8 protein-coding genes are annotated in these 12,210 nt (G+C 60.7%); 1 reads left to right on the forward strand and 7 read right to left on the reverse strand.

All coding sequences use genetic code 11. From position 1 onward, the window contains the following. Nucleotides 1-116: 116 nt before the first annotated feature. From ACM6I0_RS29035 to aceK, 5 genes are all read right to left on the reverse strand, one after another. Nucleotides 117-353, reverse strand: coding sequence for an anti-sigma factor family protein (locus ACM6I0_RS29035; RefSeq protein ID WP_090181353.1), 237 nt, complete (start codon nucleotides 351-353; stop codon nucleotides 117-119). Next, entirely contained in the window at nucleotides 347-958 is a 612-nt protein-coding gene (locus tag ACM6I0_RS29040; protein ID WP_222590223.1) for an RNA polymerase sigma factor, read from the reverse strand. Before ACM6I0_RS29040 ends, ACM6I0_RS29035 begins: the two co-directional genes overlap by 7 nt. Before the next feature lie 153 nt (nucleotides 959-1,111). Beyond that, nucleotides 1,112-2,233 carry a beta-ketoacyl-ACP synthase III gene (locus ACM6I0_RS29045; protein ID WP_090181350.1) on the reverse strand — a complete coding sequence of 374 codons (1,122 nt, stop codon included), beginning with the start codon at nucleotides 2,231-2,233 and terminating at the stop codon, nucleotides 1,112-1,114. Between the two features lie 329 nt (nucleotides 2,234-2,562). Next, nucleotides 2,563-6,474 (reverse strand): ATP-dependent RNA helicase HrpA, encoded by a 3,912-nt coding sequence (hrpA, locus tag ACM6I0_RS29050; protein ID WP_414923870.1) that lies wholly within the window; start codon nucleotides 6,472-6,474, stop codon nucleotides 2,563-2,565. Nucleotides 6,475-6,652: 178 nt separating this feature from the next. Continuing rightward, a complete protein-coding gene (gene aceK / locus ACM6I0_RS29055) occupies nucleotides 6,653-8,371 on the reverse strand; it encodes a bifunctional isocitrate dehydrogenase kinase/phosphatase (protein ID WP_285436597.1) in 1,719 nt (572 codons plus the stop codon). A gap of 157 nt (nucleotides 8,372-8,528) precedes the next feature. Here aceK and ACM6I0_RS29060 point away from each other — a divergent pair, with 157 nt between their 5' ends. Continuing rightward, complete coding sequence (locus tag ACM6I0_RS29060) at nucleotides 8,529-9,437, forward strand: DMT family transporter (RefSeq protein WP_414923871.1); 909 nt, start codon at nucleotides 8,529-8,531, stop codon at nucleotides 9,435-9,437. A gap of 130 nt (nucleotides 9,438-9,567) precedes the next feature. On the opposite strand, the gene ACM6I0_RS29065 is transcribed toward ACM6I0_RS29060, so the two are convergent. Together ACM6I0_RS29065 and araD1 are read right to left on the reverse strand one after the other, a co-directional pair. After that, complete coding sequence (locus tag ACM6I0_RS29065; RefSeq protein ID WP_414923872.1) at nucleotides 9,568-11,148, reverse strand: aldehyde dehydrogenase (NADP(+)); 1,581 nt, start codon at nucleotides 11,146-11,148, stop codon at nucleotides 9,568-9,570. Nucleotides 11,149-11,190: 42 nt separating this feature from the next. Continuing rightward, nucleotides 11,191-12,186: an AraD1 family protein gene (gene araD1 / locus ACM6I0_RS29070; RefSeq protein WP_414923873.1), complete on the reverse strand. Its 996-nt coding sequence runs from the start codon at nucleotides 12,184-12,186 to the stop codon at nucleotides 11,191-11,193. Between the last annotated feature and the right edge of the window lie 24 nt (nucleotides 12,187-12,210).

The following is a 12,210-nucleotide window of genomic DNA, read 5'->3' on the forward strand; positions in this document are numbered from 1 at the left end:
AGGTCATGGACGCTTGAGGCGCTTTTACAGTCTGGCCTGGATGGATCGATCCCCATCATCCGTTCGGTGCATCCACGCCGGCCTGTTCTCTTCCCCCCCGCGACAACATCACCGATCTACGGAATGTCCTTGCGACGCTCCGCAGCCAGACGCTCGGCGAGCGCATCGATATCCGGCACAGCCTTCTGCGGCAAAATACGCAACGTTGCCTGCATCAACCGCATCTGCCGAATGAACCGCCGACAATTGGGGCAGAACATCAGATGATGACGCACCATCAGTCGCTCACGAAAACTCAGTTGGCCATCGAGATAGTCGCTGGAGCGCGCCACTTGTTCCTTGCAGGTCAGCATTCGCCGGTTTCCTCAAAATGTTCTACGGTCGCAAAGACCTTCAACCGTGCCCGATGCAGCAGCACCCGAACATTGGAGAGTGAGATTTCCAGAAGATTACAGATCTCTTCCAGCTCCAACCCCTGACGCTCGCGAAGTAACAGAACACTGCTTTGCAGTTCCGACAAGCTTAGCAACGTGTGCTCCAGGCACTCGCGCAACTCGTTCTCGGTCAACAACGCCTCTGGCGTGTCTTGATGCCAGGCGAACGGGGCGATCAGCCAGTGGCCATCTCCGGGAGAAAAACGATCGTCATCGAGGGTGCCGTGAGGCGACGGAAGGTCATCGAGCAAGACTTCCCGACGATTTTGCTTGTAACGACCCTTGGCCGAGTTTGCGGTGATGGTCAGCAACCAGGTCTTGAGGCTGGAACGCCCCTCGAACCCTTTCAGGCTGCGTACCACCGACAGCCAGGCATCCTGCACCACTTCGTCGGCATGCCGGTTGCCCACAATGGCGTACGCCACTGCGCGCATGGCGCTTTGGTAAGTGCTGACCAACTCTTTGAAAGCCAGTTGCTCACCTGCCAGTAAACGCTCGAGCAGTTGCGCGTCGTCAGCCGCCATTTGCAAATCCCCTTGTCCTGACCTCGAATATGAGCCAGCAGGATCTTGCCGTAGGCAAAGTCCTGCTGTCATGTCCGAAAATTACAATGTCCTGACGGCTTCGAATGTAGGAAAAGTCTTCGAGAGCCAAAGGAAAGTGCGACAACCGCTCACTTAACGCTTGCGCAGAATCACGCTGCCGATCGAGTAGCCGGCACCGAACGAGCTGAGCACGGCCAGCGAACCCGCGGCCAGATCATCCTGATTCTTGTGAAACGAAATCACCGAACCGGCCGAACTGGTGTTGGCGTAGGTGTCCAGGATCACCGGCGCTTCTTCTTCGGTGGCTTCGCGACCCAGCAGTTTCTTGACGATCAGGTGGTTCATGCTCAGGTTGGCCTGGTGCAACCAGAAGCGTTTCACGTCACCGATGTTGAGCTTGTTTTCTTCCAGGTGTGTAGCGATCAGCTCGGCCACCATCGGGCAGACGTCGCGGAACACCTTGCGGCCTTCCTGGACGAACAGTTTGTCTTTGGTGCCGATGCCCTCTTCCGCCGCGCGGTTGAGGAAGCCGAAGTTATTGCGGATGTTGTTGGAGAACTTGGTCAGCAGTTTGGTGCTGACCACATCGAACTGATACTTGGACGTCGCCAGATCAGCACGCTCGATGATCACCGCCGTGGCGGCGTCGCCGAAGATGAAGTGGCTGTCGCGGTCGCGGAAGTTCAGGTGACCGGTGCAGACTTCCGGGTTGACCATCAGGATCGCCCGGGCCTGGCCCAGTTGCACGCTGTTGGCGGCCGCTTGAATGCCGAAAGTCGCCGAGGAGCACGCCACGTTCATGTCGAAACCGAAACCCTGGATGCCCAGCGCTTCCTGAACTTCGATGGCAATGGCCGGGTAAGCCCGTTGCAGGTTGGAACACGCGACGATCACGCCGTCGATGTCCGCGGCGGTCTTGCCGGCGCGCTGCAAGGCTTGTTCGGCGGCGCCGATGGCCATCTGGCAGAGCACCGACCATTCGTCGTTGGAACGCTCAGGCAGACGTGGTGCCATGCGCTTCGGGTCGAGGATGCCGTCCTTGTCCATGACAAAGCGGCTTTTGATGCCGGACGCTTTTTCGATGAACGCAGCGCTGGACTCAGTCAACGCTTCCACTTCACCACGGGCGATGGCCTCAGCGTTGTCGGCGTTGAACTGCGCGACGTAAGCGTTGAAAGACTGCACCAGCTCTTCGTTGGAAATGCTGTTGGCCGGGGTGTACAGGCCGGTGCCGCTGATGACGACGTTATGCATGGTCGTTTCTCTAATCTGTTCAGGCAGAAAATATTGGCACCGACGTACCAACACACAAAGGGTCTGCTCCCGTCACGGCAAGCACACCTGGCATCGCTTTATTCCGTACCGCCCGAACCTGAAGTGGCTCAAAAACGCGGGACCGGCGTTTATAGGCGCGAAGTTTGCCATAAACCTCGTGGTTTGGCCCTATTTGCTGGATCAAACACATACCAAATGTGGGAGCGAGCTTGCTCGCGATAGCGGAGTGTCAGTCAACATTGATGTTGAAGCTGACGGCCTCATCGCTAGCAAGCTCGCTCCCACAGGGTATTGTGCAAGACTTGGTTCTAGGGTTCGACCTGGGTCCACTGCTTGTTCAGGCGCTTATCGGAGATCGGCACCTTGGTCCCCAATTGCTGGGCGAACAGCGAAACCCGGTATTCCTCCAGCCACCAGCGGTAAAGCTCCAGCTGCGGATCGCGCTTGCCTTCCTGGGCGTGTTTGTTGGCACGGGTCTGGTATTGCGTCCAGAGACCGGACAATTCGCCGCTCCAGACCCGATCCCTTTGTACCTGAGCGCCGATTTTCTCGAAGCGCTGCTCGACCGCTTTCAGATAGCGTGGCAGTTCCTTGAGCCACTGCATCGGGGTTTCCCGGACGAAGCCCGGATACACCAGATGACTGAGCTGCTGCTTGATGTCGTTAAGGGCCACGGCTTGCGCCAGGTCGATCTTGCCCTTGAAGCGTTTTTGCAAACCGTGCCAGAGCTTCAAAATCTCCAGCGTCAGCTTCGCCAGGCGTTCGGCGTGCTCGGTCCAGCCGCCGCGCTTGCGCTCAGCCAGCGACGCCAACCCGGCGCCATCGCGAGGCAACGGGTCTTCGCCATCCAGAATGCAGGCGTCGAGGCTTGCCAGCAGAATGTCTTCCACCAGCGCGTCAATACGTCCCAGCTCGCGGTACATCAACCCCAGCTCGGTCAGCCCCGGCAATTTGCCGCGCAGGAACTTCGCCGGCTCGGCCAGTTGTTGCATGAGCAAACGCTGCAACGCGCGACGATGCTGGAACTCGGCTTCGGCCGGGGTCGAAAAACGCCCTTCCTTGACCGTGCCGCTCTCCTCCACCAGCGCCGGATACACCGTCATCGACAGCCCGGCAATCTTCTGCTGGGTTTTCTCGGCCACGGCGGCAAAGACTTTCGGCTCGACCGGCTGCTGATTCTTCGCGGTTTGCGGCACGGCCAATGCGGCCTGACTGGCTTCGGCAAAGCGTGCAGTCAGTTCCGCCAGGTCTCGTCCTTCGCCGAGAAACTTGCCTTGGCCATCGACGATTTCCAGGTTCATGCGCAAATGGCTGTCGACCTGTTGCGCGGCTTCCGCCCAGGCTTCGTCGCTGACCCGCGCACCGGTCATGCGCAGCAGTTCACGGCCCAAGGCCTGAGGCAATGAACCTTCGGCGAAGGTCATGCGCTGCAAGGCGGCTTTGACGAAGTCCGGCACCGGCACGAAATTCTTGCGCAGGGCTTTCGGCAGGTTACGGACCAAGGCAATGCACTTGGCCTCGATGACGCCCGGCACCAGCCATTCCAGGCGTTCTGGCGGCAGCATCGGCAGCAACGGCGCCGGCACGCGCAGGGTCACGCCGTCGCGCGGGTGGTTAGGCTCAAAGTGGTAACTGAGCGCCAACTCCAGATCGCCGATGTGCAACGTGTCCGGGTAATGCAACGCAGTGACTTCACTGGCCTCGCGGGCCAGCACGTCTTCTTCGCGCATGATCAGCAGCTGCGGGTCTTTCTGACTGTTGACCCGGTACCAGCTGTCGAAGGTGGCGGTCTGGTGAATCTCCGCCGGCAGTCGCGCATCGTAGAAGGCGAACAGGGTTTCCTCATCAGCCAGAATGTCGCGACGGCGAGCCTTGGCTTCCAGTTCGTCGAGCTGTTCGAGCAACTGCGCATTGGCAGTCAGGCACTTGGCCTTGGATTGAATCTCGCCGCGCACCAGGCCTTCGCGAATGAAAAACTCACGGGAAACGACCGGGTCGATCGGCCCGTAATGCACCGGGCGGCGACCGACGATGATCAGCCCGAACAAAGTGATCTGTTCAAACGCTACCACTTGGCCGCGCTTCTTTTCCCAATGCGGTTCGAAATGGTTTTTCTTGATCAGGTGCCCAGCCAGCGGCTCGATCCAGTCGGCGTCGATCTTGGCGACCATCCGTGCGTAAAGCTTGGTGGTTTCAACCAGTTCGGCGGTCATCAGCCATTGCGGGCGTTTTTTGCCCAGCCCCGAGGACGGGTGAATCCAGAACCGCCGCTGACGGGCGCCAAGGTAATCGCCTTCATCGGTTTTCTGGCCTATCTGGCTGAGCAGGCCCGACAGCACGGCTTTGTGCAGTTTCGGGTAATCCGCCGGCTCCTTGTTGATGCTCAGCTGCATGTCACGGCAGATCAGGCTCAACTGACGGTGAGAATCACGCCATTCGCGCAGACGCAGGTAATTCAGGAAATTCTTGCGACACCAGTTACGCAACGGGCTGGCCGTCAGTTCCAGGCGTTGCTCTTCAAAACCGCGCCACAGATTGACCAGCCCGGCGAAGTCCGAGTCCACGTCTTTCCACTGCGCGTGGGCCTGATCCGCCGCTTGCTGGCGTTCCGGCGGACGTTCGCGCGGGTCTTGAATCGACATGGCGCTAGCGACGATCAGCACTTCCTGCAAGCTGCCCAGTTTCGCCGCTTCCAGCAGCATGCGGCCCATGCGCGGGTCCACCGGCAGCCGCGCCAATTGGCGACCAAGCGGTGTCAGCTGACTGTTGCGGTCGACTGCAGAGAGTTCTTGCAGCAGGTTGAAACCGTCGCTGATGGCTTTGCCATCCGGCGGCTCGATAAACGGGAAATCGGTGATCTCGCCGAGGCGCAGATGCAGCATCTGCAAAATCACCGCCGCGAGGTTGGTACGGAGGATTTCCGGGTCGGTAAATTCCGGGCGGCCGAGGAAGTCTTCTTCGGCGTACAGGCGGATACAGATACCTGGCTCGACCCGCCCGCAACGGCCTTTGCGCTGGTTGGCGCTGGCCTGGGAAATCGCTTCGATGGGCAGGCGCTGGACTTTGGCGCGGTAGCTGTAACGGCTGATGCGCGCGGTGCCGCTGTCGATCACGTAGCGGATGCCCGGCACGGTCAGCGAGGTTTCCGCGACGTTGGTCGCCAACACCACGCGACGGCCCGGGTGCGACTGGAAAATCCGCTGCTGCTCGGCCGGCGACAACCGCGCGTACAACGGCAAAATTTCGGTGTGCTTGAGCTGCGCCTTGCGCAGCATGTCCGCCGCATCACGAATCTCGCGCTCGCCGGGCAGGAACACCAGCACATCGCCAGGGCTCTTGCGCTCGCTACGTTCGAACGCGGCGATTTCGTCGAGGGTGGCGAGGATCGCCTGATCGACGGTCAAGTCATCCTCGACCCGATTGCCCTCTTCGTCCTGCTCCAGCGTCAGCGGGCGATACCAGGTTTCCACCGGGAAGGTGCGGCCAGAGACTTCGACGATGGGTGCATCATCGAAATGCTTGGAGAAGCGCTCAAGATCGATGGTCGCCGAAGTGATGATGACTTTCAGGTCGGGACGACGGGGCAGCAGGGTTTTCAGGTAACCGAGCAAAAAGTCGATGTTCAGGCTGCGTTCGTGGGCTTCGTCGACGATGATCGTGTCGTAGCGTTCGAGGTAGCGGTCGTTCTGGGTTTCCGCCAGCAGGATGCCGTCGGTCATCAGTTTGATCAGGGTGTTGGAATCGCTCTGGTCCTCGAACCGCACCTGATAACCGACCAGCGCGCCCAACGGTGTCGCCAATTCCTCGGCAACGCGGCTGGCCACGCTGCGCGCCGCGATTCGGCGCGGCTGGGTATGGCCGATCAGGCCGTGCTGGCCGCGACCGATTTCCAGGCAGATCTTCGGCAACTGGGTGGTTTTGCCCGAGCCGGTCTCGCCGGCGATGATCAGCACCTGGTGCTTGAGCAACGCCTCCTTGATTTCATCGCGCTTGGCGGCAATCGGCAAACTGTCGTCGTAACGAATCACCGGCAGGCTGGCACGCCGCGCCAACACCTGATCACAGGACGCCTGCGTGCGCGTCACCCACTGGGCCAGCTTGGCCTCGTCGGGTTTCTTGCGCAGCTCAAGCAACTGCCGCCGCAGCCGGTGGCGGTCGGCAAGCATGGCGTGATCGAGGTTTTTCAGCAGTTTGTCGATGGAGGGCGATTCGTCGGTCATCAGGTACGCAATTCAGTCGTCTAGTGGCGCAGGGGGGCGATTGTCGCAGATTTGCGCCGCCATGTGATCGTTCCCACGCTCTGCGTGGGAATGCCTCAATGGACGCTCTGCGTCCGCTCTTGGGACGCGGAGCGTCCCGGGCTGCATTCCCACGCGGAGCGTGGGAACGATCGGTGCGTTATTCGTTATCGAAGCCTTTACGCCGATACGGGAACACATCAATGATCTTCCCTGCCCGAATCGCCTCTTGCAGGCTCTTCCAGTAATCGGCGTTGTACAACTCGCCATGCAACTGATCGAACAACTTGCGCTGCCCGGAATCGGCAAACAAAAACGGTGGAAACTCTTCGGGGAACACGTCCAGCGGACCGATTGAGTACCACGGTTCGGACGCCATTTCGTCTTCCGGTGTGCGCGGCTCCGGGATGTGGCGGAAATTGGCTTCGGTCAGGAAACAGATCTCGTCGTAGTCATAAAACACCACGCGGCCGTGACGGGTCACGCCAAAGTTCTTCAGCAACATGTCGCCCGGAAAAATGTTCGCCGCCGCCAGTTGCTTGATCGCCAGGCCGTAATCTTCCAGGGCTTCGCGAACCTGTGCGTCGTTGGCGTTTTCCAGATACAGGTTCAACGGCGTCATCCGCCGTTCGGTCCAGCAGTGACGGATCAGCACCGTATCGCCTTCCACCGACACGGTGGACGCCGCCACCTCAAGCAGTTCTTCCAGGCACGCCGGATCGAATTTGCTCAACGGAAAACGGAAGTCGGCGAACTCCTGGGTGTCGGCCATGCGCCCGACCCGGTCGACGCTTTTCACCAGTCGGTATTTTTCGATCACCGTCGCGCGGTCAACGTTTTTCGACGGTGAGAAACGGTCCTTGATGATTTTGAAAACGGTGTTGAAACCCGGCAGGGTAAACACGCTCATTACCATCCCGCGCACACCCGGCGCCATGATGAACTGGTCATCGGTGCTGGCCAGGTGATTGATCAGCGCCCGGTAGAACTCGGACTTACCGTGTTTGTAGAAGCCGATCGACGTATACAGCTCGGCGATGTGCTTGCCCGGCAGGATGCGCTTGAGAAAACCGATGAACTCCGCCGGCACCGGCACATCCACCATGAAATACGAGCGGGTGAACGAGAAGATGATCGACACGTCCGCTTCATCGGTGATCAGCGCGTCGATCTGAATTCCACGACCTTCGCGGTGCAGCAGAGGAATCACCAGCGGCCACTGTTCATCCTGGGTGTAGATGCGCCCCACCAGGTACGCGCCCTTGTTGCGGTAAAGTACCGAGGAAAACAGCTCGACGCACAATTGCGGGTCCTTGCAGACCCAATCGGGCAGGTTTTCGCGCAGCTGTGCTTCGAGGCGACGCAGGTCGCCGGCAAGGTCAGCGTAATCTTCGCTGAACCGGTAGTCGGCAAAAATGCTCGCGAGCATGCCGGACAACTGCCCCTCGGGCTTGTAGGTCCGGGTTTGCGCGGCGCGAGCCCGACGCAGGCTCGGCCGGGTGGTGTGGATGAACATGCAGCCGTCGCTGATCAGGTCATGGCTGAACAGCCCGCAGAAAATCGAGTTGTACCAGGTCTCGGACAGTTCATCGTCAAAACGCAGGTCGATCAGGGTGATGTAGGCGTTTTTGACCAACGGCCAGCAGCTGACGTCCAGCGTGTCGGCGTCAAAGGCGATGTGCAGGCGCTCTACCGTTTCACCGACCTTCTCTTCGTACAGATTGATCCGCGCGGCCGAGGCGACCTGCGCCTCTTGCCACTTGGCCTGCTCGAAGCGGGCCCGGGCGCCGTCGGTGATCTGCCGGAAATGCTCGCGGTAATCGTCAAAGCCATCGAGGATCATTCGGGCGATGTCGGCGGCTGGCCATTGCTGCGGCATGGTGAGACCTCTGCGGGAATTCGGAAGCCCTGAGCTTAGCCAGTGAACCGGGTGCAGGAGAAGCGTAATTTTCGGGCAGGATTATTTGCTCGTTTTCCGGTTGCCATCGATCAGGCGCTCGGCAACACTCTCGTCCCCACCCAGCAAGGAGCACACCGTGAACCCCGTCGATATTTTCCGTTTACTGTCACTGGCGGCGATTTGGGGTGCGAGCTTTCTGTTCATGCGCATCATCGCCCCGGTGATTGGCTCGATCCCCACGGCTTTTTTCCGTGTGTCGATTGCCGCCGTCGGCTTGCTGGTGATTCTGGGGTTGATGCGCATCAGCTGGGATTTCAAAGGCAAACTCAAGACAGTGATGCTCCTGGGCGTGATCAACTCCGGCATTCCGGCGACGCTCTATTCGGTGGCCGCCCAAGTATTGCCGGCCGGGTACTCGGCCATTTTCAACGCCACCACGCCGCTGATGGGCGTGCTGATCGGCGGTCTGTTCTTCCATGAAAAACTCACGGCCGCCAAGCTGGGCGGGGTGCTGCTCGGCCTGATGGGTGTCGGCATCCTGACCCGTGCCGGTCCCGTGGCGTTCGACATGCAATTGCTGATGGGCGCCCTCGCCTGCCTGCTCGCCACCACGTGTTACGGCTTCGCCGGCTTCCTGGCCCGCCGTTGGCTCGATCACGCGGGCGGTCTGGACAGTCGCCTGTCGGCGGTGGGCAGCATGATGGGGGCCACGTTGTTTTTGCTGCCGCTGTTCGGTTACAGCGTGATTACCCAGCCACCGGCGAGCTGGGGTGGCTGGAATGTCTGGCTGTCATTGCTGGGGTTGGGCCTGGTGTGCACGGCCTTGGCATACATTGTTTACTTCCGTCTGCTCAGCTCGGTCGGGCCGGTGAAGTCGATGACCACGACCTTCCTGATCCCGCCGTTCGGGGTGCTGTGGGGGGCGTTGTTGCTCGATGAACCGCTGTCGATGGCGCATCTGTATGGCGGGGTGTTGATTGCGGCGGCGTTGTGGCTGGTGTTGAAGCCTTCGGTGGTGAAGGCTTCGGTGATTTCTGCCAAATAGTTTGTGGTGTAGCTGATGCCGCTATCGCGAGCAGGCTCACTCCCACAGTGCTTGGTGTCGTACACAGATTCTGCGATCAATACCAAACTCTGTGGGAGCGAGCCTGCTCGCGATGGCGGTAGGTCAGGCGCTACAAAGCCGACTGACTCACCTCCCCATCCACCAATCGCCGAATCCCCAGCGGATTGGCGTTCTGCAACGCCTCGGGCAGCAAGGCATCCGGGTAGTTCTGGAAGCACACCGGCCGCAGGAAACGATCGATGGCCAGCGTTCCCACCGACGTGCCCCGTGAATCGGACGTCGCCGGATACGGCCCGCCGTGCACCATCGCCTCACACACCTCGACCCCGGTCGGATAACCATTGAGCAGAATCCGCCCGACCTTTTCCTGAAGCGACTCCGCCAGCCAACGGTACTCCAACAGTTCGTCCGCCTCGCCGATCAATGTCGCCGTCAGTTGCCCGCGCAAACCCTGCAATGCCGCCGCCAGCTGCGCCCGGTCCTGGACCTCGACAATGATGGTGGTCGGCCCGAAAACCTCTTCCTGCAGCAGTTCATCGCCCTTGAGCAACAGGCTGACGTCGGCCTTGAACACTTGCGGCTGTGCCTGATTGCCCTGTTGTGGCTTGCCCGCCAGGTGCGTGAGCCCCGGGTGTTCGTGGAGTTCAGCAAGGCCCCGGCTGTAGCTGACCAGCGCGCCGGCATTGAGCATGGTTTGCGCCGGTTGCTGGTTCATGTTGGCGCAAAACGTTTCCAGGAACTGACTGAACTGCGATGAACGCAGGCCGATCACCAAGCCTGGGTTAGTGCAGAACTGACCGCAGCCCAACGTCACCGAACCGGCCAGTTGTACAGCGATCTGCTCACCTCGCACGGCGAGCGCTTCGGGCAACAGGAACACCGGGTTGATGCTCGACATTTCGGCGAATACCGGGATCGGTTGCGGTCGGGTGGCGGCCATGTGGCTCAGCGCATTGCCGCCCTTGAGTGAGCCGGTGAAGCCGACAGCCTGAATCGCCGGGTGCTTGACCAGCCATTCGCCGACGCCCCCGCCAAAGATCATGTTGAAAACACCGGCGGGCATTTCGGTTTTTTCCGCCGCGCGAATGATCGCATCCGCGACCCACTCGGCCGTTGCCATGTGCCCGCTGTGTGCCTTGAAAACCACCGTGCAACCCGCGGCCAGGGCCGAGGCGGTATCGCCACCGGCGGTGGAAAACGCCAAGGGAAAGTTGCTGGCGCCGAACACCGCGACAGGTCCTAGAGCGATGCGGTATTGGCGCAGGTCCGGACGCGGCAACGGTTGGCGATCCGGCAGCGCCCGATCAATGCGCGCCCCATAGAAATCACCGCGACGCAGGACCTTGGCGAACAAGCGCATCTGGCCGCTGGTGCGACCGCGCTCGCCTTGAATACGCCCGGCCGGCAATGCGGTTTCGCGGCACACGGTGGCGACGAAATCATCGCCCAGCGCATCGATTTCATCGGCGATGGCATCGAGGAATTGCGCACGTTTTTCCGCGCTCAGGCTGCGATAGATCGGGTACGCAGCTGCCGCAGCGCTCGCAGCCGCGTCGACTTCGGCTTCGGATGCCTGGAAAAAGCTGCCGGGCAGCGCCTCGCCGGTGGTCGCGTCGAGGCTTTGCAGCTGCACGGTGCCTTCTGCACTGCGGCGACCGCCGATATAGTTGTGTCCAAATAGCGTGGTCATGAGGGGTTCCTTGACCGGCAGACAGCGCCGGCAATTAAAGACTTAAAGCGCGCGGACCTGGCCGATGGCCAACGGCTGGGCGCTTTCGCCAATCCCGTTTTCCAGGGGCGCGCCAAACTCATCGAGGCCGATCTGGAAGCGGTCGCCCGGCTGGGTTTTGACCCCGTCGGCAAACGACAGCGTGGCGGTGCCGAAGTAATGCACGTGAACATCGCCGGGGCGCAAAAACTGAGCGTATTTGAAGTGGTGGAATTCGAGGTTGGCGAGGCTGTGGCACATGTTGTCTTCGCCGCTGAGAAACTCTTTTTCCCAGAGCGTTTCACCGTTGCGAATGATGCGGCTGGTGCCGGCCAGATGCTTGGGCAACTCACCCACGCGCAGCTCTGGACCGTAGGCACAGAAGCGCAGTTTCGAATGGGCGAGGTACAGGTAATTGCGCCGTTCCATCGCATGGTCGGAAAACTCGTTGCCCAGGGCGTAACCGACGCGGTACGGCTGGCCGTCGTCGCCGATCACATAGAGGCCGGTCAGCTCCGGCTCTTCGCCGGCATCTTCGGCAAATGGCGGTACCGGGAAGTCTGCGCCGGGGCGCACGACGATGCTGCCGTCGCCCTTGTAGAACCACTCCGGCTGAGCACCGACCTGGCCAGCCGCCGGTTTTCCGCCCTCCAGCCCCCATTTGAAAATGCGCATGGTGTCGGTCATGCCGGCTTCGACCGCGCCATCGTGCTGGTGCATTTTGTCCCGGGCCGAGGCGCTGCCCAAATGGGTCAGGCCGGTGCCGCTGATCAGGCAATGGGCCGGGTCTTCGTGGTCCAGTGGCGGCAGGACGCGACCCTGCTGCAACAGTTGCGCGTAATCCGGGCCTGGCGCAGTGCCGCACCGGGCGACTTCTTCTTGCAGGCTGCGTTGAGCGCGGATGGCCTCGAGTGCCAGTTCACGGGTGCTACGGATGCCGTTGAGCACCTGGATCTGTGCGCCCTCGACGAGGCCCACCTGGCGTTCACCGGCAGTGTTTTCAAATTGAATCAGGCGCATGACGGCCTCCAGAAAGTCGTGAAT

The sequence above is a fragment of the Pseudomonas sp. IT-P294 genome, assembly GCF_949767865.1.
Lineage (GTDB): Bacteria > Pseudomonadota > Gammaproteobacteria > Pseudomonadales > Pseudomonadaceae > Aquipseudomonas.

Excerpts from the sequence above, each read along its gene's own strand:
- ACM6I0_RS29035 (WP_090181353.1), bottom strand. The coding sequence starts at position 353 with ATGCTGACCTGCAAGGAACAAGTGGCGCGCTCCAGCGACTATCTCGAT.
- ACM6I0_RS29040 (WP_222590223.1), bottom strand. The coding sequence starts at position 958 with ATGGCGGCTGACGACGCGCAACTGCTCGAGCGTTTACTGGCAGGTGAG.
- ACM6I0_RS29045 (WP_090181350.1), bottom strand. The coding sequence starts at position 2,233 with ATGCATAACGTCGTCATCAGCGGCACCGGCCTGTACACCCCGGCCAAC.
- hrpA (WP_414923870.1), bottom strand. The coding sequence starts at position 6,474 with ATGACCGACGAATCGCCCTCCATCGACAAACTGCTGAAAAACCTCGAT.
- aceK (WP_285436597.1), bottom strand. The coding sequence starts at position 8,371 with ATGCCGCAGCAATGGCCAGCCGCCGACATCGCCCGAATGATCCTCGAT.
- ACM6I0_RS29065 (WP_414923872.1), bottom strand. The coding sequence starts at position 11,148 with ATGACCACGCTATTTGGACACAACTATATCGGCGGTCGCCGCAGTGCA.
- araD1 (WP_414923873.1), bottom strand. The coding sequence starts at position 12,186 with ATGCGCCTGATTCAATTTGAAAACACTGCCGGTGAACGCCAGGTGGGC.